A 23724-nucleotide genomic window follows, 5' to 3' on the forward strand; every position below is an offset into this window, starting at 1 on the left:
TTTTCAAAGCAATAATTGGTTGTTAGAAATTTATTTTATAGTTCTATTTCTTTTTTCTTCCTTTCACCTATCTCTTCAATTTTTTTATTATATTCATCAATTAAATCTTGTAATTCGTCTTTTGCGCGGAATTTATCATCTTCCCTAATTTCTCCATTTTTAAACTCTTCTTGAACCTCGTCCCATGCCTTCTCACGCCAATGCCTAATTGTTTTTTTTGCCTCTTCTTGCTTTTCAGAAATAAATCTTAAAAAATTTTTTCTGTATTCCTCGTTCATAGCTGGCAGACTAATACGAATTATATCTTTATCAACAATAGGAGCAGCTCCTAAGGAAGATTTAGAAACAGCTCTTTCTATCGGCTCTATATATGATTTATCCCATGGCTGGATAGTAATTTTTCTTGGTTCTGGCACTGATATTGCCGCTAATTGCTTTAAAGGAAGTTTCTGGCTAAAACAATCTACTATTATATCTTCTACTAAAGAAATAGAAGCGCGGCCTGTCCGAACTTTAATCATTTCTCTTTCTAAAAAATCAATTGTTCTTTCCATCTCCGGTTTAATTTGATTAATAATTTCTTTAAAATTCATATGTTTATATAATAACAAAAATAAAATTAAATTCAATTATAAGTCTAACATTATGGTTTCTAAAGATAGCCTTGGATTGACATTGGTAGTAGAAATTAAAAGCTGTATTTTAGAAATATTCTCAATAGTTATTTTTATACTGGTTAATGAGTCAATATTTTGGGACTTAATAGCGGCCAATAACTTTTTTCTAAAATATCTCAACCAAATATCTAATACTTCTTTTAAATCATTATTTTTTTCAGTTAAATCCTTGACATACTGAAAACGATAAGACAAATCTGATTTAGTAAGCTTATCAATTTCTCTTATTCTATTTTTAAACTCTTCTAGCCTATGAGGGTTTCTTATAAGGTCTATTATTTCACCTATCCTGCCCAAAGAAAGCTCAACAACCTCTCTGAATTTCTCATTAGAGATATTTTTTGATTTAATATAATCTCCAATTTCCTCTTGTTTTGCCGGATGAAAATTAATTCTTTGAACTCTTGATAAAATAGTTGGCAAAAGCATTTCTGGATACTCGCTGATCAAAATAAAAAGAGTATTTCCTTTTGGCTCTTCCAAGGTTTTTAAAAAAGAATTTTGCGCTTCTTTAGTCATAGAATGAGCTTTATCTATAATTGCTATTTTAAATGAGGATAAAGAAGGATAAAGAGAAAAGACATTCTCCATTTTTCTTATTTGGCTAATTTTAATTTCTTTTTCCGGTTCCACTAATAAAAAATCAGGATAAGCTTTTTTTTCAATATCTTTACAGGACCGGCAAACTTGACAAGGTTTAAGAGAAGGCTTTTCCGCTTCACAGTTTAAAAATTTAACAAATTCAACAGCTAGTGTTTTTTTTCCAATATGTTCCGGGCCGGAAAATAAATAAGCATGAGAAAGCTTTTGCATCTCATAACAACTTTTTAAAAACTGCCATTGTTTTTTATGACCAATAATCATTAAAACATATTAACATATTAACATTTAAACATAAACTTAAAATACAAAATGTTAAAATGTTTGAATGCTTAAATGTTAAAATGGTTACTTCTTGCTCATTATGCTCTTTTTATAAACGTCTAAATTCTCAAGCACTACTCCAGTGCCTTTAGCTACACACAATAACGGTTCTTCTGCTATAAAACAAGGAATACCTATATTTTGAGTAATAAGCTCGTCAATGTTTCTTAAAAGAGCTCCGCCTCCAGAAACAATCATTCCTTTATCCATAATATCAGCTGAAATCTCTGGCGGCGTATCCCTTAAAACTAATTTGACTACTTGAATTATTTCTTCTAAAACACTGAAAGTGGCATTGCAAACTTCATTTGAGGAAATTTTAATAGTCCGAGGAAGGCCTAATACTAAATCCCTGCCGCGGATTTCTAAATATTTTTGTTCTTTTTCCGGCAAGGCAGTGCCAATTTTCATTTTTATTTCTTCAGCAGTCTGCTCTCCTACTGCTAAATTATATTTCTTTTTAATATAATCAGATATAGCTGTATTCATCTTATCGCCTGCCACTCTCATTGAAGAAGAATTAACAATCCCGCCTAAAGAAATAGTTGCAACTTCAGAAGTTCCTCCTCCTATATCTAAAATTAAGTTGCCAGAGCAGGAATTTATTGGAATACCGGCGCCAATAGCTGCTAAAATCGGTTCTTTAGCTACATAAACTGCTTTTGCGCCAGCATTCATACCTGCCTCAATTACAGCTCTTTTCTCAGTGGAAGTAACTCCTGCTGGCACAGAAATCATTAATTCTGGTTTTAGAAATCTGAAAGAACCTGCTGTTTTTTTGATAAAATATGCGAGCATTGCCTGTGTTACCCGAAAATCAGCAATAACGCCATCTTTCAAAGGGCGATAAACTCTAATTGTATCAGGGGTGCGCCCAGTCATTTCTTTGGCTTCCTCGCCTACAGCTAAAATTCTATTTTCATCAAGAGAAACAGCAACCACTGACGGCTCTTGCAAAACAATACCTTGCCTTGGCAAGAAAACCAATGAATTGCATGTTCCTAAGTCAATACCGATTTTTTTTATAAACACGTTCCTTCGCCCTCGCTCCCCTTCGCTTTGTTCAGGGTTCACTCGAGCTTAGTCAAGTTAAAAGTTAAAAATTAAAAATTAGAATTTAAGAAAAAAATTAAATTAATTAAACTTTTAACTTAAAACTTTAACTTTTCATTTTTAACTTTTAACTAAAGTCCAGTAATTTATTAAACCCTCACTCTTTTGATGTCCGCCCCTAACTTCTGTAGTCGTTCTTCAATCCGTTCGTATCCTCTGTCAATTTGATAAATATTATTTATAGTTGTAGTGCCTTTAGCTAAAAGTCCAGCAATAATCAAAGAAGCGCCTCCTCTAATATCCCAGCTTTCAATATTCAAACCATGCAATGGCGTCTTGCCGAAAATAATAGCTCGATGAGGATCAACTATTTCAATATCTGCTCCCATTTTTTTTAATTCTTCAAGATAACTAAAACGGGATTCATATAAAGGATCATGGATTAGAGTTTTGCCATTCGCTTGAGTTGACAAAACAGAAGTAAAAGGCAAAAAATCAGTAGGAAATCCAGGATAGAAAAATGTCTGAATTCTCGCCGGCTTCAAATCAGGAGAATAGTCAACAGTAATAGAATTATTTCCTTTTTTGAACCTCACTCCTATCTCTTCTAATTTATCTAAAAAAAGATCTAAGTGATCAAGCCGAATATTTTTTAAAACAACTTGACCGGGAGTCATGCAGCCAGCTATTATAAAAGTTGCTGTTACTATTGGATCAGGAATAATTTTATGTGAAGCACCATTCAACTTTTCTTTGCCCTTAATAATAATTGTATGCGATCCTAATCCTTGAATTTCCGCTCCCATTTTTTGAAGCATTTCTCCCAAATCCTGGACTTGCGGCTCGCAAGCTGCGCCTTTAATAGTCGTTTCACCATCTAATAAAGAAGCAGCCATCATCACATTTTCTGTAGCTGTAACACTAAATTCTTTTAAAATAATCTCTGCAGGAAAAAGATTTTCTGATTTAAAATCATAAAAATTTTCTCTTTCTTCAATCTGAACGCCAAATCTTTTTAAAGCTTCTAAATGAGTAGTAATAGGCCTTAAACCAATCCTATCACCGCCAGGACGAAAGAATTTAAAATCTCTAAAACGAACCAATAAAGGCCCTATTAGAAGAACTGAAACTCTTGTTTTATAAATTTTTTCTGGATCTAATTTACTGATATCCACTTGTTCTGCCTTTATTCTTATTTTTCTTTTATCAATCCAATCTACTCGCACTCCCATATCTTTTAAAATATCAATCATTGTAAAAACATCTTCCATTAAAGGAAGATTATCAATAATGACTTCTTCTTTAGTCAAAAGAGAAGCAGCTAAAACTGCTCCAGCAGAGTTTTTATATCCCTCAATTTCTACTTCGCCGTTTAACGGTTTCCCGCCTTGAATAATAAATTTCTCTGGCATATCAGTAATTTTATCCTATTAAAAAACTTGACCTTTGTCAAACTAAAGTTTCAAGAGGTCGTTTTTAAAAAAAGAACGCTCAAATGGAGCGTTTATTACAATTTATTTTTTACTTTAAAAACAGCGAACCGCGCCGCAATTCCCGGGTTGCTGAAAAGCAATGTTGTTACCAAAGAGATAGCAGAGGCCTCCGATGAAAAATTTACATCTTTTAAGGAATGGCCCAAGTCATTATAGTCTTTGTCTGTTAAGGTCTGGGAAAACCTTCTCATTGTAAGGAACTGCTCATTATCTTTCCCGAATGCCACAAAAATTCTTCTCCTGTAATCAGCCAATCCTTTTTTGGAAGTGTCTCCTTTTGAAATAGCTGCGGCTGCTATCTCGCCTGCAATCTTCCCTGATTCCATTCCGGTTCTTAATCCTCCTCCTGATATATAATTAACAGCTCCTGCGGCATCCCCTGCTAACATTACATCATCTGCGACTATATCAGATGGCGGCGCTCCTGGAATTATTCCTGCTGTTTTTTCTATAATCTGGTATTCCTTGAATACTCTTCCAACAAAACCGTTCAAAAAGTAATCAGGAACAGAAATATCAAACTCCTTAAGTTTGTCTTCAAACATTCCTATTCCCACATTGGCAGTACTGTTTCCTTTCGAAAAAATCCAAGCATAACCGCCACCAGGGGCAATCTTGGGACCCAAAAAACACCTAACTCTATCTAAATCTTCAAGTTCGGGCGAGTATACTAAATACTGCTGACCAAGTATTTTATCAGAAGGATTTAGTTTTGTGTCTACTCCTGCACATTTACCTATCCTGGATTCAGGACCGTCTGCTCCGATTACAATCTTAGCAGGAAAAGAATAATCGTGCCCAGATGAAACCACCCTAACTACCACACAATCTGCTTCTTTGTTTCTTGTAAACCCAACTGCTGTGCCCTTAACTATTTCAGCTCCCGCTCTCAGCGCGCTTATTGCCAAATCTTTGTCTAAAATTCTTCTCTCTAAAACATATCCCTTCCTATCCACTGTTATTGTAGTTCCGTCTGGAGTAATAATTTCAGCTATTTTTGCCTGCTTAGCTACCCAACGCGGAACTGCCTTTTCTCCTAAAAGAGCTTTTAATATTTCTAACCCCTCTTCACTTATTCCTTCCGCGCATTGGACCGGAATACCTATTCCGTGATGTTTTTCTACCATCAAAACATCTAATCCCTGTTCCGCTGCTGTTTTCGCCGCTACTGATCCGGACGGCCCTGCTCCAACTACTACCACGTCAAATATTCCTTTTTCCCCCATTTTACATCATCCTCCTTTTTCAATTTTTCGTGTACTTTTAATGGCTTATTTCTTCGCCATCTAATAAACCTTATTATACATTCAAATTTTTGTCAAATGTTAAATGTGCACTTTAATAATCTTGCGACCGCAAGAAAAGTCAAGTAGACAAGTGTTAAACATTCAATGCATAACAAACCAGCACGATCGTATCAGTTTGTTATAAAGATTATCCAAATATAAATCTTTAAAAAATCGCATAGATAAAAAAAGAACGTTCAGTCATTTTAACCAAACGCGTTTTTGTTTTTTCAGCCAAACGCTAATTAAGCAAATGTTTGCGATTATAGCACTACTCCCAGCCGAATATATCTTTCACTTGCTTTATTCTCTCGACATCGCCTGTTCTTTTGAAATATCCCAATGCTCTGCTGCCGAAACTCATAGCTAAATCACCTCTGCCTTCCATTTTCCAATATTCTTCTGCCAATCTTGCTTCTGTCAAAGCGAGCCCCCTCTCGTCCTGCGCTTCTCTTCGCGCGGCCAAAGTCATTTTATAAAACAAAATGGCTTTCTCTGTATCCCCTCTCACTTGCTTAATATACGCAAGGTTTTGCATCATATTTCCAATATCTGCGATAGTCGCCGCGTCATCTGCCATTGCCTCTATGAGCACCATTTTTGTTTGCCGTATTTCCTCGTCAAAAATTGTAATCTTGCCGTATATCTTGCAGATGAATCGCTGGAATACAGAATACGCTTTTGCTATTGGGTCATTTTCTCTGAACGCAATTGCCATTTCTATCGCTTCGACAGCTATATCATATTTGCCCATTCTCTGCAAAGTACTCCCTCGATAATGCCATGTCAATCCCAACAAAGATTGTTGCATCTCGACTTCAGGCAAAAGATTTATCTCATCAAAAGCCATGTTCAACTGGGCTAACGCCTCTTCGTTCTTACCAACTTTCGAAAGCCGATTCGCTTCATTCACCATTTCCCTTATCTTCTTTTCTTCCATTTTTCTCTTTTTTTCACCTCCTGTTCTTTTTTCTATATTAAACTCTTATGTGCTGATGGTTTATTTTCTTACCATCAAATAAACAATATCACTTTTTTAAAGTTTGTCAAATTTTTAAGCCGATGAATGAAGCAAACCTGGGCTTTTTTTCTTTGTAAATTTTTGGAAATTGTTCCTGTTTTCGGGCTGAAAAATATTTTTTGTATTTACAAAAAGTGCAAACTTTACAATCTTCTATATTTTTTCTTTTTATCCCAGACTTTAAAAGTTCGTCAAAAGCTAACTTGGTTAAATCAAAAAATATTTTTTCTTTTCTTTTCACAAAATATTTCTTGAATTTAGTATTTTTAAGATTTTGATAACTTTTTCCTTTTAACCAATAATGACAAACCCTTATATGCGGACCAATTCCCACTAAAACATCTTTTGGATTTGTTTTAAAATTCCTAACCATTTTATCAATAGTATTTTTAATAATTCCCTTAACTAAACAATTCCTGCCGCTGTGTAAAGCGGCAATTACTTTTTGTTTTGGATCGTATATTAAAATTGGCACACAATCAGCAGAAATTGTGGCTAAAATCTGGCCGGGTATATTGGAAATTAAACCATCAACATTTTTTACGGTTTTTCCTAAGTCTTTCTGTTTGCAGATATGAACTCTTGAACTAAAAACCTGCTGCGCCCAAATCAAATTTTTGGAATTAATATTTTTGTAAGCTAAAAATTCTAAAAATTTTATTGCTTGCTTATTAGTTCTCATTGAACCAAAAGAATTATCTGAAACTCCATGAATTAAGTTTTTATTTTTAAAAATTTTAAACTGCATAGATTTATTTTACAATAAACCTCAAAATTTTCCAAAAAAACAAGCAGAGATATAAATATAATTCTCTGCATAAAACTTTTTTATATTTGTGCTATCTTTCACAACTTTTCCATTACTTCTCTTAATCTGTTCCTGAGTCCGCCAAGATGTCCTCTTGATGGTTCTTCTTCCTGCAAATAATAGTCCGCTGCTAACAGCAAATCTCTCGCTCCATCTATGATATCTATGTTTCCTCTGATCCTCGCCGCTCCTCTGTTGTTGACAATATTCCCGGCGTGCCTGAAATCTTCTCTTGAAATTTCCTCGAAATCATTTATCTCATTAAAAACCTTTACTGCTCCACTGAAGTCACTTTCTTTCATCTTGCGTAGTCCTCTGGCATTTATTTCTCTGAAAATCGACGCTGTATTTCCCGTCTTACTTGCTATCTCACGGATTTCTTTTTCTATCCTTCTGGCCTCGTCAAAGTTCTCTTCAAGCTCGCTAACAATCACTGTCAACAAATAGCCATATTTCACCTTAAGCGACGGCTCCTTTATTTGTTGATAATACTCTCCTACGCTTTCCTTAAGCATAGATATGTGCCGGTCGGTTGTGAAAAACTTTCTAACCCAGTAATACTCTCCGAAAAAGCCATTATATATCCCCTCCGCGATCTCCTCTACTGATTTACCGCCTTCCTTCATGTCTTCCTCTAGTTTATTTGTCTTTTCCATTATTGACACGTATTCCTCTCCTCCAACAGCCTTTGCATAAAGACTGTTAATTTCCTCTATCCTATTTTCAAATTCTCCCATTTTTTCCTTTTTACCTCCTTTTTTACAATCACCTTTTATATATTCTCCCAACGATTTCCGTCGCCATCGTAACCATCAATCTCTCCATTCGGACAAATGACAGCTGTTACTATTCCTACTCCATGATTAAAGACGTTTTGGCATTCTCCAGTTATTCTAGCCTTCTCTTTCACCCTTCTAAATTGTTCTTCTATTTCTATTTCTTCCATTTTTTTTCTTTTCACCTCTTTTTACTTTTTCTCCTTTTTTACTTCTAAATGTGCAGGTCATCGGGCTTGCTCACACACCTAAAATTAGGTGATAATAAAAACAGCAAGCCCTCACTGAATTATAAGCATAGCAAACTCTTTCCTTTTTGTCAATATTTGGATATAATTAGATTATGACTAATAAATTCAGGGCTATATCAATTTTTGTTTTAATATCTTCATTTTTTCTGATTACTCCTATTTTGGTTTTACACTCGCAGGGATATCGTTTTGATTTTAATCCGCCAAGCGGCGGAATAAAAATTACCCAAACAGGGGGTTTGTTTGTGAAGGTTTTTCCTAAAAATGCTGATGTTTTTTTAGATGGAAAGATAGAAGAAAAAACAAGCTTTTTCTTTGGCTCGGTTTATATTGATAACTTGCTGCCAAAAAAATACAATATTCGGGTAGAAAAAAATGATTATAATATCTGGGAAAAAAATTTAGAAATAAAAGAAAAACAAGTTGCTGAAGCGAAAAACATTACTTTAATTCCAAAAAATTTAGAGATTAAAACTTTAACTAAAAAAGTAGAAAACTTTTGGGTTTTATCTCAAGAAAAATTAATTTTTGAAGAATCCGCTTCCGCCTTCGCTAAAGCTTCGGCGGATGAAAAAGCTACGACGGACGAGGATGAATGGGCTTTGAAAATATTTGATTTAGAAAACAATCTTAAGAACCACTTAATTAGTGAAAAAGAAATTTCTAAAAAAGAATCAGAGCTATTAAAATTAAATATTTCTTCAGACAATAAAAAAATCCTCTTGAAACTCGGGATTAAAGAACAGCTTCAATACTATATCTTAGATTTAGAACAAAGCCCGCCTGAAATTATTCCTCTTGATTTTTTAGAATCAGACGCAGAAAGAGTTGATTTTCATCCTCAAGAGCTAAATATAATATTTTATTTTAAAGATGGTAATTTATTTGAAGTTGATTTACTAAAACACATCGAGAATTGTTCTCGATGTGTTTTAGAAGAAATATTGACTTATAAAATTTTAGACAATAATATTTATTATATTAATCAGCGCGGTTATATTTTTAAAAATAATTTATCTTTTGATTCTGAAGAAAAAATCAATATTGTTCCTTTTTCTTTAAAAAAGGAAACTAAATATGAATTAAAAGTTGAGAATAGCCTTATTTTTATTTTAGAAAACCAAAGTTTATTTTTATTTAACTCAAAAGATAAAAACTTTGAAAAAATCTTTGAGCCAGTAAAAGAAATTAAACTCTCTCCTGACGGCAAAAAAATCCTTTATTTTAATGAACACGAAATCTGGATTTTATTCCTGGAAAAACAAGAAAAACAGCCAAAAAAAGAAGCAATGACCAAGCAATTTCTAAGCCGTTTTTCAGAAAAAATCAATGATGTTTCCTGGTTTAATTCTCATTATTTAATATTTGATTTAGAAAGTAAAATAAGAGTCATGGAAATCGATGACCGTGACAAAATAAATAATTATGAATTGTGTTCAGAAATAAAAAAATTCACTTGGGGTAATGAATTTAAACAACTTTACATTCTTACTAAAAAAAACGTTTTGAATTTTATTCCTCTATCTTCTTTTTAAAATCATTCCAATCAATCTCTCCATCTCCAGCTGTTGAACAAACATCTTTAAACTGGCAATAGTTGCACTGCCAGTTATTTGGCGATTCTGCCAATTTTGGAGGAATAAGATTATTGTCAATTTTTGTTTTTAGCGATTCAAATCCTTGTAAAAGAGATTTCACAAGATTTTCATCATAATCAAACACAAATTCTTTAATGTTTTGCTGGTCTTTATCAATATAAAGCAATATGCCTTTTTTAATTTTAAAATAATGAAGATAAAGCTGGACTTGTTGGAGATTCTCTGGCTTTGGCTCAGTTAGGTTTCTAAAAATCATACTGTTCATACTTTTAATATCTAAAACATAAAGCTCATTATTTAAAGAAAGAATAGCATCTGCTCTGCCGGAAATTATTTCTTGTTCAGGGATTTTTATTTCTGCCGCTACCACAATACCTAATCTAATTAAGGTATTAATAGTGTTCATATGCATTGACTCTCCACGTTCAAATATTCTTAGAATGCGCGCATCCATCTTTTCCCTGGGTACATTTTTAAATTTAAAAAATACTGCCCGGGGACATTTGCCCGCATCAGTAATATAAAAATGATTCTGCTCTCTATTGCTTTGCTGTTCCAAATAAAATTTATCTATAAGTTCTGTTAGCATATTATCTCTTTCTCCACTGCGGAGCGCGCACCGCACTGGCACTCGCCACACTTGACAAATTACGTGGGATTGCTATAATAAAAACAGGAGGTAAAAAATGATAAACGACAGTGGTATTCTATACATTGAACCATCGGCTCGTGTATCTCTTCATCCAATCGTCGATCAGTTGACCCGCAAGATGACTGCAGCATTTCGTCGAAGTATTCCTGGCCCTGGATATCGTGGATTCCATGTATGTAGCTGTGGTGTATTTAGTTCTAACTGCGACTACAAGTTACCGAACGACCAGATAACTAATTCTCTATGTATTCACTATCTGGCATTTCATCGAGAAGAAATTCCCGAAACAGAACTAAAGAAAGCGGGACGATTGGACTACGGCGAAGAAGAGCCAACCGCGGAGGAACTCAAAGCTCCACGCAGGTAACATTTTTTACATAAGGGCTTCGGCTCAAGGTTCACTTCAATGTGAACCCTTTTTATTTTCCTCAAAATCCATGCCGTTATCTTCCTATCCATGCACGGCGCACACTTCCTTATCTCTTTCTCCACTGCGGAGCGCGGCGGGCTCGCTTAAGTCCGAATTTCTTCCTTTCCCTCATTCTAGGATCCCTAGTTAAATGGCCTGCTTTCTTTAAACGTTTTCTAAAATCCGAATTAAATTTAACTAACGCGCGCGCTATCCCGTGTCTTACTGCTTCAGCTTGGGAATGAAAACCGCCTCCTTTTACTAAAACCTGAATCTTAAACTTGTCCTCACTTTTCATTTTATCTAAACTTTCACCAGCAATTTTTTGCGTTTCAAAATCAGGGAAATAATCTTTTAATGCTTTATTATTAACAAAAAACTCTTTCTCGCCTCTTGTCCAAACCCTCACTCGAGCAACTGATGTTTTTCTTCTTCCAATGGCCTCTATATAGGAGGAAGAGACCTTTTTAGGTTTTTTTTCAATTATTTTAGAAGCGCTTTTTTCCTTCTTTTTGACTTCTTTCTGCTTTTTTGGTTCTTTAGTTATTTTTTTAGGTTTGATTTTCTCCATAAAAATTATTGAATTTTTAAACGTTTTATTATCTTAGCGCGTAATCTATTTTTAGGCAGCATTCCGAAAACTGCTTTTTTTAAAACTTCTCCAGGACTTTGTTCAAAAAGATCTTTTAAGGGCGTTTCTTTTAAACCACCCATAAAACCTGTATGATGATAGTAAACTTTCTGCTCTATCTTCTTACCTGTAAATTTAATTTTATCAACATTTTTTACAATAACAAAATCTCCTATATCTTTATTATATGTAAAATCAGGTTTGTGCTTGCCACGCAAGAAAACTGCGATCTCAGTCGCTAAACGACCGAGAACCTTATTAGTGGCATCGATTGTATGAGTATTTCTCTTCATAAATTAAAAACTAAAAAGTATTTCTGCGAAGAAAACAAATTTTTCAAATTCTACTTAACTAATTCTATTATCGCCATCTTTGTTCCGTCTGATTTTCTAATTCCTAATTTTATAATTCGAGTATAGCCACCATTCCTCCCCTTATATCTTGGTCCAATATCATCTATAAGTTTCTTAACTATTTTAGGAGCAAAAAACTTGGCTAATAATCTTCTTGCAGCCATTGTTCCTTTTTTTGCTTTGGTAATATTTTTCTCAACAAATTTGGAAACTTCCTTGCTTTTTACTTCAGTTGTTTTTATTTTCTCATTCAAAATAAGAGCACTTGCTAAAGTTTTTAAAAGCGCTTTCCGCTGATCTTTTTGCCTATGAAATTTTCTACCTTCTTTTCGTTTTCGCATTATACTTTTTCTTTTTTATGGCTGGTTTCTTTGCCTTTGTAGGTTTCTCTTTTTTCGCTGGCTTTTCGGTTTCTAATGGCTTCGGCTTTTCTTTTTCTTGAAAAATATCTGTAAGTAAGGAAAAATGTTTCTTTAAAATTTCAGAGGACTGGAATAGGGCTTGCTCCGGAGTAATAGTCCCATCTGTCTCAATCTCTATTTTTAAACTGTCAAAATCCGTCCTTTCCTCTACCATAACATTTTCTATATGGAAGGACACTTTTCTCACTGGTGTAAAAATTGCATCAAGAGGCATTTCACCTATTTCCAATTTCTCTTTTTTTCTCCATTCTACCGGCTCATAACCAAATCCTCTCTCAACTAAAATTTCCATTTCTAATTCTGCTTTCTTATCTGTTAAAGTAGCCATAAAAGCATCTTTATTTATTAAATCTAATTGAGCCGGCAATTTAAAGTCAGAACCTTTTACTTTTTTCTCGCCCTTTATAGAAAGAACTGCTCTTTGCGGCTCATCACTATGAATCTTAAACCTTAATTGTTTTAAATTTAATAAAATTGAAACCACATCCTCTAAAACACCTGGGATAGTTGAAAACTCGTGGGAAATTCCTCTAATTTTTACTTGAGTAACCGCAGCACCAGGCAAAGAAGAAAGTAAAACTCTCCTTAAAGCATTTCCAACAGTAACACCGTAACCAGGATAAAGAGCTTCTATTTGAAAACGAGCCCAGTTGTCTTTTTTTTCAATAATTTTTATTTTATTAGGTAAAGAAATCATAAAATCATTTTAACATCTAAACATTTAAGCATCTTAACATATAAACATAATTTAAATTCAGAATGTTAAAATGTTAGAATGTTTGAGTGTTAGTATGCTATTTATCTTGAATAATACTCAAAAATTACAGAAATCTCGGCAGGAAAATCTGACTCATCCATTAATGGTTCTTCCTTAACTTTTGCTTCTAGCTTTTCTAAATTGAGTTCTAACCAGGCAGGAAGCTGATATTTTTTCAAAGCAGCAGGAAGTTTCTGAAAAATGTTTAGTTTCAAAGAAGAAGGATGAATAGTGATTTTGTCTCCTTTCTTTAATTTGTAAGAAGGTATATTAACTTTCTTTCCATTAATTAAAAAATGTTGATGGGAAACCATTTGTCGAGCTTGAGAACGGGAAGAAGCCCATCCTAATTTAAAAATTACATTATCAAAACGGCTCTCTAACTCTTTCATAAGAAAGGTTCCTGCATCCTCTACTTTCCCTCTTTTTCCTAATGCTTTTTTTACGTATTTGCTGAATTGCTCTTCTTTTAGATTATACCAATTTTTAAGTTTTTGTTTTTCTTTTAATTCCTTGCCGTATTCAGAAATAGATTTTCTTCTTTTAATTCTTTTGCCAGGCGGATAAGGCCTTTTTATCATAGCGCATTTAGTAGAGAAACATCGCTCTCCTCTTAAAAAAAGCTTGACTTCAGCTCTTCTACAAATTTTACATTTTGCGTTAATCATTTTAACATTTATGATTTTATACTCTTCTTGCCTTTCTAGGCCTGCACCCATTATGAGGTATAGGTGTAACATCCTTAATAGATAAAATATCAAAACCTCTGCTTGCTAAGGCTCTTATTGCTGAATCTCTGCCACTGCCAACGCCTTTTACTATTATTTGAATTCTTTCTATTCCTATTTTTTGAGCCCGTTGGATTAATGCTTCAGCGACTTTTGAAGCGGCAAAAGGGGTAGCTTTTTTTGTTCCCCTAAAACCGATATTGCCAGCGCTTGCCCAGCTTAATATATTTCCCTGCAAATCAGTCAGTGTAATAATAGTATTATTATAAGAAGAATAAATACAAACTCTGCCTTCGTTTATTTTTCTGGAAGGTTGAATCTTTGTCTCTTTTTTTACAGCAGCATCTACTTTTTCCTTTTCTTGAATCAGCTCTTTTTCTGTTTTTTGAATAATACGTTTCTTACCCACAGAAGCATACTAACATATTAACATACTAACATATTAACAAAATGTAAATTCAAAATGTTAAAATGCTTAAATGTTAGAATGTTAGAATGATTATTTTGCTGTTGGAGGCGGTTTTCTTCCGCTACCAACTGTTTTTCTTACATTGCCGCGAACAGTCCTATTATTGCTTTTAGTTCTTTGGCCTCTAACTGGTAAATTTTTAATATGACGGATACCCTTTAAGCAACCAATGTCTTTTAAGCGCTTTATGGCAACTATTCTTTCGCGCCTAAGGTCTCCCTCAATTTTATATTTCTTTTCAATGGCTTCTCTAAGCGCGTTAATCTGCTCTGGACTCAATTTAGAAGCAGGAATATAATGGTCAATCTCTGTTTCTGTCAAAATTTCTTTAGCCAAAGAACGGCCTATTCCATAAATATAGGTTAAAGCAATTTCTATTTGTTTGTTTTCCGGGATATTTATCCCTGCTATACGTGGCATGTTTCTACCCTTGGCGTTGTTTATGCTTCGGATTTTTAGAACAAATAATATAAACTCGCCCTTTTCTTCGGACGACTTTACAATCTTTACACATTTTTTTCACCGATGACCTAACTTTCATATCTTATAAATAAACACTAATTAAAACCACTAATTCTCACGAATAAGTATTTGGATATATCCGCGATTTTTATTCGTGATTCTATTAGTGGTTGCTATTTCCCTCTGTATACAATCCTGCCTCTATTTTCGTCATAAGGACCCATTTCTATTGTTACCTTATCACCAGCTAAAATTTTAATTCTATACATACGCAACCGGCCGGCAAGATAAGCAATTATTTCCCTTCCGTCATCTAACTTTACTTTAAATTTTAAACTAGGTAAAGTTTCTAAAACTATTCCCTCTATTTTTGTTTTATTTGAATTTTTGTTATTTAAATTCCCCATCTGGTATTAAGATTAACAAATTTTATAAAGCTAGTCAAGTTTAATTTCAATATCAATTTTTTCTGTATCTTTTGGAATTTTTTTAAGCCAAAAAGGCCAAAGTTCAATCTGAAAAGCGGTAATCTCTTGCTGATTTTCTAAAAGCACCTTTGCTTCATCAAATAATTTATCGCTTAAAGCATCTTTAAAAGCTAAAATATCAAGAGCAGGATAAATATTAGCTGAAAAATCTAAGGAAAGATTAACTTTACTGGCTTCTGAATTAATCGTTTGAATAGAATAACTGATTTGCACGCTTTCATTGTGCAACTTTTTATCTGCTGAAATCTGAGAAGAAATTGTATTTTTAACAAAATCCCTAAGATTTTGCTTTTTGAATGTTAATGCCTTTGACTTTAATTTCACTTTATAATTAAATCTTTCTGCTTCTGTTTCTGCTTGAATTGATGAAGATGATTCTATGATCTCTTGCTTTAAGGTTTTCTCTAATAAATAGTATTCTGGTTCCGCCTTGAGTAATAATGTCTTTTTAGTTTCTTTTTTTAAGCTGTCCAACAAGGCCTTTTCTGCATTTTCTAAATCTGCTTCAGTAACCTGAGCAACTATCCCTCCGCCTGCCATTGGAGAAAATGATTTAGCGTAAAAAAAAGTAAATTTGGAGGAACCGGCAAACCCAGGAATAGAGAAAGTTGTCGGCTCAATATTATAATCTTCACCAGGCTGGTCAGCAATAATTTCAACATCAATCTGGCCAGGAACCAGCTTGCCTTTTTCGTAATGGCCTCCTGGTATTACTATTTTCTTAGGCGTGCGAAACAGCTTTCCAGACGCAGAAACAAATCTTGTTGTTGCCACTAAAACCTGTGAAGAAGTAGAATAAGCATTATAAACACGGGCTATGCCTTTTGCTTTTTTAGAAACAGAACCAGTCGCAGAAAATTCCTGAACTATTTCTTTTTCTTCTTCCATTATTTCTCCTGAGATAATCTTATTAGAAAAATCGCTATCTTTAGTATTTAAATTTATGGTAATATTATCTTCAAAACTTAATAATTCTTTTTCCGGCCATATTTCTATTTCTGCTTTAGAAAAAGTGATGTGTATGAAAACACCTAAAAAAATAAAAGCAATTAGCAGAAATATAAGTTTTTTTGGAGACAAAAAAGCAATCTTCTCTCTCTTTTTAGATAAGCCATCTTTTTTCTTAATCAAAATGCTGTCTATACTTTCTTTTTTTGGAGGAATAATATCAAATATCTTTTTAGACATAAAAATATAATTTTTTCAGCGAAGAAAACAGATTTTTCGAAGCAATAAATTATTTAAACAAACATTTATTTCTCAAGAATGGCTTTTATTCTCCTGATGCCAGCGCTGCTTGATTCTTCTTTTATAATTTTAAATTTTCCCAATTCTCCAGTTCTCTTGACATGAGGGCCAGCGCAAATTTCTTTAGAAAAAACTTGTATTGAATAAACAAACACTTTTTCTGGATACTTTTCTTTAAAAAACGCTAAAGCGCCTGATTTTAATGCTTTTTCCAGCGGCATTTCTTGTTTTTTAACTTCTAAATCCTGCTTTATCTTTTGATTGACTAAATCCTCAACTTTTTTTATTTCTTCTTTGGCCAGCTTTCTATCAAAAGAAAAATCAAATCTTAATCTTTCTGAAGTAATATCAGAGCCCATCTGCTTAACCTTATCTCCTAAAACTTGTCTTAAAGCGCTATGAAGAAGATGAGTAGCAGTATGAAGTTTTGAAGAAAATTTTCCGCCGCCGCCAAATTTCTTTTCTTTGCCAGCCCGGGAAATCTCCTGGTGGTCCTTAAGCGCTTTTTCAAAACCTTGTTTGTCAACTTTTTTATTATGCTCTTTTGCTATTTCCTCTATCATTTCAATTGGAAAGCCATAATTTTGGTATAAATCAAAAGCTTGTTTTCCTGTAATGTCTCCTTTGACAATGATTATATTAGTTTCTTTAATACCAACTTCTAAGGCTTTTTCAAATTTCTCTTCCTCTTTTTGGATAACAGTTAAAATATCTGGTTGCTTGGAAAAAACTTCGGGATAAATGTCTTTATAAATCTCAATTGTTTTATTTGCTAAAGGAATTAAAAATCCTGGTCCTGCTTCTATTATCTTACCATAACGGATAGCTCTTCTCAAAATCCGCCTTAAAACATATCCTTGTTCTATATTGGAAGGAAAAACACCTTCGCTTATTAAAAATACAGAACCACGGATATGATCTGCTATAATTCTAAAATATTTTTTATTGTTTTCGTATTTTTTTGAAGATTGCCTTTCTATTTCTTGAATAATCGGCAGAAATAAATCTGTTTCATAAGCTGAATGTTTATTTTCTAAAATTGCCAGAACTCTTTCAAGACCCATTCCAGTATCTACATTTTTCTGAGAAAGTTTCTGATAATTGCCATTTTTGTTTTTTAAATATTCTATAAAAACAAGATTCCATATTTCTATAAAACGCTGGCATTTAGAACAATTAGGACCGCAATCTGTGTCTCCACAGCCAAATTCTTTTCCTCTGTCATAATGAATCTCTGAACAGGGTCCGCAAATTCCTGTCTCTCCTACTGGGCCCCAAAGATTGTCTTCTTCGCTAAATTCTTTTATTCTTTCTCCTGGAATACCTTGTTTTTTCCAAATCTTTATAGATTCCTCGTCTTTAGGAATTTCTTCGTTTCCTTTAAATATAGTAATATAAAATTTGTTTTTATCTAATTTAAGTTCATTGATTAAAAATTCCAAAGCATATTTAATTGTTCCTTGTTTAAAATAATGTCCTTTTTCATCCTGGCCAATTGACCAGTTTCCCAACATCTCAAAAAAAGTATTATGCGTATCATCGCCTATTTCTTCAATATCATCACTGCGAAAGCATTTTTGGCAATTAGCTAAGTGTCTTGTTTTAAAATCTTTTAGAACATCTTTTTCGCCAGATAAATACAAAGAAAACTGCTGCATTCCAGCAGTAGTGAATAAAACAGTAGAATCAGAAGGCAGCAAAGAAGAAGACGATACGATTTTATGCTTTCTTTTTTTAAAAAAATCTAAAAAATTCTTGCGCAGTTTATCAGAATTCATAGCTTTATTTTATCAAATTTTACCAAAAATAAAAGACCTTACTGGCCTTAATTTTTTTGGTTTCTTAGAGTTGTCCCGGGTCGATCTTTAAGATGTTCGACCAATACCTTTAAAGTTAAAGAGAGAATTCTCACCCTTCAACTTTAGTCAACACTTTTAAAATGTAATGATCCACGCACAGCTTCCGCTACGCGTGCCTTGTTACGACTTCACCCATATTACTGACCTTACCTTAGACCCCGTCAAGACGGGAGTTTCGGGCATTGCCAGCTCTCTTGGTGTGACGGGCGGTGAGTACAAGACTCAGGAACGTATTCATCGCCACATAGCTGATTGGCGATTACTAGCGATTCCAGCTTCATGAGGTCGAATTACAGACCTCAATCCGAACTGAGACCGGTTTTAAGGGATTAGCTTCACCTTGCGGCTAAGCAGCCCATTGTACCGGCCATTGTATCATGTGTGCAGCCCAGGGCATCAAAGGGCCATGCTGATTTGGCGTCATCCTCACCTTCCTCCCCGTTGTCCGAGGCAGTCCCCTATGACAAGTAAAACATAGGGCAAGGGTTGCGCAGGTTTCCCTATTAAAAGGAGCGTCTCACGACACCTGCTGACGACAACCATGCAGCACCTGTGCTAGTGTCCTTGTGGGTAGTTCCGATTTTCATCGGAATTTCACTAGCATGTCAAGCCCTGGTGAGGTTCTTCGTTTATCGTCGAATTAAGCCACATGATCCACCGCTTGTGTGAGTCCCCGTCTATTCCTTTGAGTTTTAGCCTTGCGGCCGTACTTCCCAGGCGGGATACTTAACGCGTTAGCTTCGCCACTGATAGGGTCGACACTACCAATAGCTAGTATCCATCGTTTACAGCGTGGACTACTGGGGTATCTAATCCCATTCGATACCCACGCTTTCGTCTCTCAGCGTCAGGGTTGCCCCAGCTGAATGCCTTCGCTTTCGGTGTTCCGGTCGATATCAACGGATTTCACCCCTACACCGACCGTTCCATCAGCCTCTAACACCCTCTAGTCTGAAAGTATCTTTGGCAATCTAAAGGTTAAGCCATTAGCTTTAACCAAAGACTTTTCAAACCGCCTACAGACGCTTTACGCCCAATAAATCCGGATAACGCTTGAAGCTTACGTATTACCGACGCTTCTGGCACGTAATTAGCGGCTCCTTATTCCTGGAGTACTGTCACCCGAAGGTTCATCCTCCAGAAAAGCAGTTTACAACCCGAAGGCCTTCTTCCTGCACGCGACGTCGCTGGGTCAGACTTTCGTCCATTGCCCAATATTCTCGACTGCTGCCTCCCGTAGGAGTTAGGCCCGTGTCTCAGTGCCTATGTTGGGGGCCGTGCTCTCACACCCCCTACTCGTCATTGCCTTGGTAAGCCATTACCTTACCAACAAGCTGATAAGCCGCAGACCATTCATTAAGCGGAATCGATTACTCAAAACCTTTACCCTTCGATTACTCTCAGGGACTATTGGGTATTAGTTCCGCTTTCGCGAAATTATTCCCAACTTAACGGTATGTATCTACGTGTTACTAACCCGTTCGCCACTCCCCCGATAAATCGGGAGCGTTCGACTTGCATGCCTTATCCACGTCGCCAGCGTTCATCCTGAGCCAGGATCAAACTCTCAAAAAATTTGATTCGGGACAACTCTAAAAAACCAATTTTATTATTCAATTATCAACGAACTTTCCTTGTTCCTTCTATTTTCATTGTATCAATTAATAAAATCTTTGTCAATTAAATAATCATACTCTAAATCTGCTTTGTTCTTTCCTATTCCGCAATATCGGGGTGAAAATCAACTTGATATTCTGGTATGCCAAGCGAAATACCGTAACGTTTCGCTTCGTCATGTTGTTCTTTGCTTGTTCGGTCAATGTAGAAAATTTTGTTCCGGAAAATAATATAGGCGTAAGTTTTATTTTTGAAATCGGCATACCACGAGCCGCCATGATCACGATCTAATGATTGGCTAATTTCTTCGGCTATATCTCTTGCCTCATTTTCCGGTATCTCAACAGTGTGTAAAGTCCATTGCGAAAGCCATGGTGTTTTATGTTTGGTCGTAACTTGTTCAACTTTCGTTGAGATAATCTTTACTTTTTTAAGAACCTTCTTATTTTCAAGAGATTCTTCAATGATAACGCCTTTATAATCTGTCATAATTTTTATACTACTTGAAATTTTATTCTATAGGAAATGGACTATTCCTATATTCCCAGTTTTTTATAAATTGTGAATATTCCCTCTCAAGCTCTAAATAATCTTTTTTTATTAGAAATTTTCAAAAAGCCTCCTGTCAGAATTGGACTGACGTCTATGGTTTACAAAACCATTGCTCTGCCACTAAGCTAAGGAGGCGAAACTTTGGTAAAATTATTCTACCGCTGAGCTACACCGGCATTTTTTTACTCCTGACTTTTGACTTTTAGTTTTTTTTGAGTTTTGCGTTTTGAGCTGCTCGCATCGCTTCGCGGGCGAAGCGGGTGGTTTTGAACTTTGAGTTTTGAGTTTTGCGTTTGCTTTATCTCTTCCCAATAATTATCTTTCTTATAATGATCTTCATTGTCCTTCTGACGCAATCCATCTAATGTCTTACTAATTCTGTTTTCCATTTTTAAAGTTAAAATGCGAATCCGCATAAGAAGTTTCTGTAAAAAATTTTTAGAATCAAAAATTTCAGAAAAATTTAATCCTTTAATTTCTCTTTTTGCTTTTAAAAATAGGCTTTCTTCTCCACTAGTCAATGGTAAATCAACCAAAACTGGAATCTTTCGGAATACAATAATCGCCATACCAGACAAACTACCAAATAAAATTATTGTTGCGATTAGTCCTGCCATAATAAAAACAAGTTAAAAGTAGAAAGTCAAAAGTCATAGTTAAAAATTAAAAGTTAGAATTCAAGAAAAAATTTAATAAATTAAACTTTTAACTTAAAACTTTAACTTTACACTTTTCATTTTTAACTTTTAACTATTAAATTTCGTATCTCTTAAATTCTGATACAACGATATTTTCACCAATCCTGGCAATATATTCGTCAATCAAATCCTTTACTGTCTTTGCTTCGTCTTTTATCCAGGACTGGGATAATAATGAAATTTCTTTCTTGTATTTTGTCAGCTTTCCTTCTATTATTTCATCTATAATCTTTTTAGGCTTGCCAGAATCCTTAAATTGTTCTTGATAAATCTTTGTTTCTCCATGTAAAAATTCTTCAGGAATGTCTTCTTCTTTTAAAAATAATGGCTTGGAAGCGGCTATCTGCAGGCAAATTTCATGAGCCAGCATCTGAAATTGCTCTGATTTTGCGACAAAATCAGTTTCGCAAAGAATCTTTAATATAACGCCAATTTTTTTATTTGAATGAATATAACTTTCAATTATTCCCTGCTTAACTTGTCTTTCTGATTTCTTACCAGCTAAATCCTTGCCCCATTTTCTTAAAATTTCTTTGGCTGTGTTAATATCCCCATTAGCTTGCTCTAATGCCTTTTTGCATTCTGAAACAGAAACATCAGTCTCTTCCCGAAGTTGTTTGATTTGGTCAATAGAAACCATATTATTTCTTTGTTTTTAGTATTGTCTCTTTAACTTTTTCTAATATATATTTTACAGATGATATTGCATCGTCATTGCCAGGAATAGGATAATCAACTAATGTTGGATCAACATTAGTATCACAAATAGCAATTACTTTTATTCCTTTCATTCTCGCCTCTTTCACTGCTAAATCATCCTTTCTTATATCTAAAACAAAAATGGCATCAGGGACCCATTCAAGTTTTTTAAGTCCTTCAAATTTGGTTTTCATATTTTGAAGCTCTCTGTTCATTTTAATCCTTTCTTTTTTCGTATACTTTTCCCATCCGCCGCCTGCTTTTTTCTTTTCTATCTCTTTTAAATATTCCACTCGTTTAGAAAGCACTCCAAAATTAGTTAATGTCCCGCCGAGCCATCTTTCATTAACATAAGGCAACGCGCATTCTTCAGCAATTTCTTTAACTAAATCCTTAATCTGAATTTTAGTGCCAGTCAAAAGTAAAACCTTGTTTTCAGAAATAAGTTCTTGAATAAATTTCAATGCTTCTTCAAATTTCTTCACGGTTTTTTCTAAATCAATAATATGAACTGTGTTTTTAACACCAGCTAAATAAGGCTCCATTTTTGGATGAAGGCGAGATGTCCGATGGCCGAAATGAACACCGGCCGCCAACATTTCATCTACGTCAATTTTAAAATTAGTTTCCTTTTTAGAAACTTTTTTATCTTCAACTTTTTTTTCTTCCTTGCCAGCCGTAGCTTTAGCGGAGGCGGGCTTCGGCTTCTCTTTTTTAGTTTCCTTTTCCTCTTTTTGTTTCTCTTTGGTTTCTTTTTTATCCGTCATAATAGTTTTAATATATCATCACTTTGAAAAATAATCAAGACATTGACTTTTTTGTCTGGTTTGGTAGAAAGGATATACGATTTGATGATAGGTTTCGCACCTTGAAAATTTGGTGGTATAAAAAAGAAAAGGAGGTGAAAAAAATGGTAGATATCGTAGATGCATTAAAGTATGTTGAAAAAATTAGTAAAAAAAGCGGTTATATTGGAATAGAAAACACAGAAGAAGAGGGATTGCATATTATTGGATTAGACCCTACAATGACACTTCTCTATGATATGGAAATAGATAATATAATCTTGAATGGAAAAACAGACAATATTAGTGGAGAATTAAAAATTGCTATTGAGATACCGCCAACGATTAAAAAGGGCTCTATATTAGAAATTAGAAACAGAATGTGGCCAAGAATTATCGCTGAACAATATGATGGCAAACTAAAGATAAAGGAAGGCATTGACATAATACCCAATAAACATTCTTCTGCATTAAGAAAAGCTATGAAAAACATAAAACGCCAACTTCCAGACCCTACAGAGATAATCATTGACGCCCAGATACTCAAGAGAATACTAAGGTTAACAAGTAGAAAGTGGAAGATAAAAATAAAAACAGAAAACGGTATTAGCATGGTTTTCTATAAACTAACTGGCATGAATTGGAAGACAGCAACCACTATTGGAGAAGAGATAGAATTAAAGTGTCAAACCAAAATCAAAGGTAAGATAAACGAAGATGTCGCAATAGAGTATAGATACCTAAAAAAGATAGTGCCATTATTGTCAAATCATTTATATTTGGCAACAAAACCAAACTTTTCAACATATATAGGGACAGAAACAGGAATAGATCTTTTAATAGCACCTATAACATAATTTTTTGGGATAATATACTTTATCCCTTTTTTATTTTCAATTTTGATTTCCGATTACTTGACTTTTTATCCATATGGATATTTTTTCAAGTTTTATTGTAAAGACATTGACTTTTTTATCTGGTTTGGTAGAAAGAAAATAATAAAGCAAA

The 23724-nt window shown here is 34.3% G+C and carries 27 protein-coding genes, 1 tRNA gene and 1 rRNA gene; 2 read left to right on the forward strand and 27 right to left on the reverse strand.

Annotation, left to right across the window (positions count from 1 at the left end; genetic code table 11):
* Positions 1–35: 35 nt before the first annotated feature.
* From frr to KAT95_01710, 9 genes are all read right to left on the reverse strand, one after another.
* The gene (gene frr, locus KAT95_01670; GenBank protein MCK4520555.1) at positions 36–593 is read right to left on the reverse strand and encodes a ribosome recycling factor; all 558 of its coding nucleotides are present in this window, start codon (positions 591–593) and stop codon (positions 36–38) included.
* A gap of 36 nt (positions 594–629) precedes the next feature.
* Positions 630–1541: a DNA polymerase III subunit delta' gene (holB, locus tag KAT95_01675; GenBank protein MCK4520556.1), complete on the reverse strand. Its 912-nt coding sequence runs from the start codon at positions 1539–1541 to the stop codon at positions 630–632.
* 84 nt (positions 1542–1625) lie between these two features.
* Positions 1626–2633 (reverse strand): rod shape-determining protein, encoded by a 1008-nt coding sequence (locus tag KAT95_01680; protein MCK4520557.1) that lies wholly within the window; start codon positions 2631–2633, stop codon positions 1626–1628.
* A gap of 170 nt (positions 2634–2803) precedes the next feature.
* On the reverse strand, positions 2804–4066 hold the full coding sequence (gene murA / locus KAT95_01685; GenBank protein ID MCK4520558.1) for a UDP-N-acetylglucosamine 1-carboxyvinyltransferase: 1263 nt from the start codon (positions 4064–4066) through the stop codon (positions 2804–2806).
* A 95-nt stretch (positions 4067–4161) separates the two neighbouring features.
* Complete coding sequence (locus KAT95_01690) at positions 4162–5373, reverse strand: NAD(P)/FAD-dependent oxidoreductase (protein ID MCK4520559.1); 1212 nt, start codon at positions 5371–5373, stop codon at positions 4162–4164.
* A 331-nt stretch (positions 5374–5704) separates the two neighbouring features.
* Positions 5705–6373: a hypothetical protein gene (locus tag KAT95_01695; GenBank protein MCK4520560.1), complete on the reverse strand. Its 669-nt coding sequence runs from the start codon at positions 6371–6373 to the stop codon at positions 5705–5707.
* 106 nt (positions 6374–6479) lie between these two features.
* The gene (pgeF, locus tag KAT95_01700; GenBank protein MCK4520561.1) at positions 6480–7202 is read right to left on the reverse strand and encodes a peptidoglycan editing factor PgeF; all 723 of its coding nucleotides are present in this window, start codon (positions 7200–7202) and stop codon (positions 6480–6482) included.
* A gap of 98 nt (positions 7203–7300) precedes the next feature.
* A complete protein-coding gene (locus KAT95_01705) occupies positions 7301–7999 on the reverse strand; it encodes a hypothetical protein (protein MCK4520562.1) in 699 nt (232 codons plus the stop codon).
* 35 nt (positions 8000–8034) lie between these two features.
* The gene (locus KAT95_01710; GenBank protein MCK4520563.1) at positions 8035–8208 is read right to left on the reverse strand and encodes a hypothetical protein; all 174 of its coding nucleotides are present in this window, start codon (positions 8206–8208) and stop codon (positions 8035–8037) included.
* Between the two features lie 173 nt (positions 8209–8381).
* On the opposite strand from KAT95_01710, the gene KAT95_01715 reads away from it, so the two are divergent.
* On the forward strand, positions 8382–9824 hold the full coding sequence (locus KAT95_01715; GenBank protein MCK4520564.1) for a hypothetical protein: 1443 nt from the start codon (positions 8382–8384) through the stop codon (positions 9822–9824).
* Here KAT95_01715 and KAT95_01720 read toward each other — a convergent pair.
* The 18 genes from KAT95_01720 to rpsB form a co-directional block, all read right to left on the reverse strand.
* Entirely contained in the window at positions 9802–10476 is a 675-nt protein-coding gene (locus KAT95_01720; protein ID MCK4520565.1) for a PD-(D/E)XK nuclease family protein, read from the reverse strand. The two genes, KAT95_01715 and KAT95_01720, sit on opposite strands and share 23 nt — an antisense overlap.
* Before the next feature lie 539 nt (positions 10477–11015).
* Positions 11016–11519 (reverse strand): 30S ribosomal protein S9, encoded by a 504-nt coding sequence (rpsI, locus tag KAT95_01725; protein MCK4520566.1) that lies wholly within the window; start codon positions 11517–11519, stop codon positions 11016–11018.
* Between the two features lie 5 nt (positions 11520–11524).
* Positions 11525–11872: a 50S ribosomal protein L13 gene (gene rplM / locus KAT95_01730; protein MCK4520567.1), complete on the reverse strand. Its 348-nt coding sequence runs from the start codon at positions 11870–11872 to the stop codon at positions 11525–11527.
* A gap of 50 nt (positions 11873–11922) precedes the next feature.
* Positions 11923–12273, reverse strand: coding sequence for a 50S ribosomal protein L17 (gene rplQ, locus KAT95_01735; GenBank protein MCK4520568.1), 351 nt, complete (start codon positions 12271–12273; stop codon positions 11923–11925).
* On the reverse strand, positions 12251–13051 hold the full coding sequence (locus KAT95_01740; GenBank protein MCK4520569.1) for a DNA-directed RNA polymerase subunit alpha: 801 nt from the start codon (positions 13049–13051) through the stop codon (positions 12251–12253). Before KAT95_01740 ends, rplQ begins: the two co-directional genes overlap by 23 nt.
* A gap of 101 nt (positions 13052–13152) precedes the next feature.
* Positions 13153–13779, reverse strand: a complete 627-nt coding sequence (gene rpsD, locus KAT95_01745; protein ID MCK4520570.1) for a 30S ribosomal protein S4 — start codon at positions 13777–13779, stop codon at positions 13153–13155.
* A gap of 16 nt (positions 13780–13795) precedes the next feature.
* Positions 13796–14248, reverse strand: a complete 453-nt coding sequence (gene rpsK, locus KAT95_01750; protein ID MCK4520571.1) for a 30S ribosomal protein S11 — start codon at positions 14246–14248, stop codon at positions 13796–13798.
* Positions 14249–14338: 90 nt separating this feature from the next.
* Positions 14339–14728, reverse strand: coding sequence for a 30S ribosomal protein S13 (gene rpsM / locus KAT95_01755; GenBank protein ID MCK4520572.1), 390 nt, complete (start codon positions 14726–14728; stop codon positions 14339–14341).
* A 4-nt stretch (positions 14729–14732) separates the two neighbouring features.
* The gene (gene rpmJ / locus KAT95_01760) at positions 14733–14849 is read right to left on the reverse strand and encodes a 50S ribosomal protein L36 (protein MCK4520573.1); all 117 of its coding nucleotides are present in this window, start codon (positions 14847–14849) and stop codon (positions 14733–14735) included.
* Between the two features lie 94 nt (positions 14850–14943).
* Positions 14944–15177, reverse strand: a complete 234-nt coding sequence (gene infA / locus KAT95_01765) for a translation initiation factor IF-1 (protein ID MCK4520574.1) — start codon at positions 15175–15177, stop codon at positions 14944–14946.
* Between the two features lie 30 nt (positions 15178–15207).
* Positions 15208–16446 (reverse strand): hypothetical protein, encoded by a 1239-nt coding sequence (locus KAT95_01770; protein MCK4520575.1) that lies wholly within the window; start codon positions 16444–16446, stop codon positions 15208–15210.
* A 65-nt stretch (positions 16447–16511) separates the two neighbouring features.
* The gene (locus KAT95_01775) at positions 16512–18284 is read right to left on the reverse strand and encodes an alanine--tRNA ligase (protein ID MCK4520576.1); all 1773 of its coding nucleotides are present in this window, start codon (positions 18282–18284) and stop codon (positions 16512–16514) included.
* 159 nt (positions 18285–18443) lie between these two features.
* Positions 18444–19940 (reverse strand): 16S ribosomal RNA (locus tag KAT95_01780).
* 141 nt (positions 19941–20081) lie between these two features.
* On the reverse strand, positions 20082–20471 hold the full coding sequence (locus tag KAT95_01785; GenBank protein MCK4520577.1) for a hypothetical protein: 390 nt from the start codon (positions 20469–20471) through the stop codon (positions 20082–20084).
* Positions 20472–20598: 127 nt separating this feature from the next.
* Positions 20599–20669, reverse strand: a tRNA-Thr gene (locus KAT95_01790).
* A gap of 47 nt (positions 20670–20716) precedes the next feature.
* Complete coding sequence (locus KAT95_01795; protein MCK4520578.1) at positions 20717–21151, reverse strand: hypothetical protein; 435 nt, start codon at positions 21149–21151, stop codon at positions 20717–20719.
* A 136-nt stretch (positions 21152–21287) separates the two neighbouring features.
* A complete protein-coding gene (gene tsf, locus KAT95_01800; protein ID MCK4520579.1) occupies positions 21288–21872 on the reverse strand; it encodes an elongation factor Ts in 585 nt (194 codons plus the stop codon).
* A 1-nt stretch (position 21873) separates the two neighbouring features.
* Positions 21874–22698: a 30S ribosomal protein S2 gene (rpsB, locus tag KAT95_01805; protein MCK4520580.1), complete on the reverse strand. Its 825-nt coding sequence runs from the start codon at positions 22696–22698 to the stop codon at positions 21874–21876.
* A 23-nt stretch (positions 22699–22721) separates the two neighbouring features.
* Here rpsB and KAT95_01810 point away from each other — a divergent pair, with 23 nt between their 5' ends.
* A complete protein-coding gene (locus KAT95_01810; GenBank protein ID MCK4520581.1) occupies positions 22722–23573 on the forward strand; it encodes a hypothetical protein in 852 nt (283 codons plus the stop codon).
* Positions 23574–23724 lie beyond the last annotated feature (151 nt).

This window comes from Candidatus Parcubacteria bacterium (assembly GCA_023131895.1).
Lineage (GTDB): Bacteria > Patescibacteriota > Minisyncoccia > Minisyncoccales > JAGMDC01 > JAGLYZ01.

Excerpts from the sequence above, each read along its gene's own strand:
- frr (MCK4520555.1), bottom strand. The coding sequence starts at position 593 with ATGAATTTTAAAGAAATTATTAATCAAATTAAACCGGAGATGGAAAGA.
- holB (MCK4520556.1), bottom strand. The coding sequence starts at position 1,541 with ATGATTATTGGTCATAAAAAACAATGGCAGTTTTTAAAAAGTTGTTAT.
- murA (MCK4520558.1), bottom strand. The coding sequence starts at position 4,066 with ATGCCAGAGAAATTTATTATTCAAGGCGGGAAACCGTTAAACGGCGAA.
- KAT95_01690 (MCK4520559.1), bottom strand. The coding sequence starts at position 5,373 with ATGGGGGAAAAAGGAATATTTGACGTGGTAGTAGTTGGAGCAGGGCCG.
- KAT95_01695 (MCK4520560.1), bottom strand. The coding sequence starts at position 6,373 with ATGGAAGAAAAGAAGATAAGGGAAATGGTGAATGAAGCGAATCGGCTT.
- pgeF (MCK4520561.1), bottom strand. The coding sequence starts at position 7,202 with ATGCAGTTTAAAATTTTTAAAAATAAAAACTTAATTCATGGAGTTTCA.
- KAT95_01705 (MCK4520562.1), bottom strand. The coding sequence starts at position 7,999 with ATGGGAGAATTTGAAAATAGGATAGAGGAAATTAACAGTCTTTATGCA.
- KAT95_01710 (MCK4520563.1), bottom strand. The coding sequence starts at position 8,208 with ATGGAAGAAATAGAAATAGAAGAACAATTTAGAAGGGTGAAAGAGAAG.
- KAT95_01715 (MCK4520564.1), top strand. The coding sequence starts at position 8,382 with ATGACTAATAAATTCAGGGCTATATCAATTTTTGTTTTAATATCTTCA.
- KAT95_01720 (MCK4520565.1), bottom strand. The coding sequence starts at position 10,476 with ATGCTAACAGAACTTATAGATAAATTTTATTTGGAACAGCAAAGCAAT.
- rpsI (MCK4520566.1), bottom strand. The coding sequence starts at position 11,519 with ATGGAGAAAATCAAACCTAAAAAAATAACTAAAGAACCAAAAAAGCAG.
- rplM (MCK4520567.1), bottom strand. The coding sequence starts at position 11,872 with ATGAAGAGAAATACTCATACAATCGATGCCACTAATAAGGTTCTCGGT.
- rplQ (MCK4520568.1), bottom strand. The coding sequence starts at position 12,273 with ATGCGAAAACGAAAAGAAGGTAGAAAATTTCATAGGCAAAAAGATCAG.
- KAT95_01740 (MCK4520569.1), bottom strand. The coding sequence starts at position 13,051 with ATGATTTCTTTACCTAATAAAATAAAAATTATTGAAAAAAAAGACAAC.
- rpsD (MCK4520570.1), bottom strand. The coding sequence starts at position 13,779 with ATGATTAACGCAAAATGTAAAATTTGTAGAAGAGCTGAAGTCAAGCTT.
- rpsM (MCK4520572.1), bottom strand. The coding sequence starts at position 14,728 with ATGCCACGTATAGCAGGGATAAATATCCCGGAAAACAAACAAATAGAA.
- rpmJ (MCK4520573.1), bottom strand. The coding sequence starts at position 14,849 with ATGAAAGTTAGGTCATCGGTGAAAAAAATGTGTAAAGATTGTAAAGTC.
- infA (MCK4520574.1), bottom strand. The coding sequence starts at position 15,177 with ATGGGGAATTTAAATAACAAAAATTCAAATAAAACAAAAATAGAGGGA.
- KAT95_01770 (MCK4520575.1), bottom strand. The coding sequence starts at position 16,446 with ATGTCTAAAAAGATATTTGATATTATTCCTCCAAAAAAAGAAAGTATA.
- KAT95_01775 (MCK4520576.1), bottom strand. The coding sequence starts at position 18,284 with ATGAATTCTGATAAACTGCGCAAGAATTTTTTAGATTTTTTTAAAAAA.
- KAT95_01785 (MCK4520577.1), bottom strand. The coding sequence starts at position 20,471 with ATGACAGATTATAAAGGCGTTATCATTGAAGAATCTCTTGAAAATAAG.
- KAT95_01795 (MCK4520578.1), bottom strand. The coding sequence starts at position 21,151 with ATGGCAGGACTAATCGCAACAATAATTTTATTTGGTAGTTTGTCTGGT.
- tsf (MCK4520579.1), bottom strand. The coding sequence starts at position 21,872 with ATGGTTTCTATTGACCAAATCAAACAACTTCGGGAAGAGACTGATGTT.
- rpsB (MCK4520580.1), bottom strand. The coding sequence starts at position 22,698 with ATGACGGATAAAAAAGAAACCAAAGAGAAACAAAAAGAGGAAAAGGAA.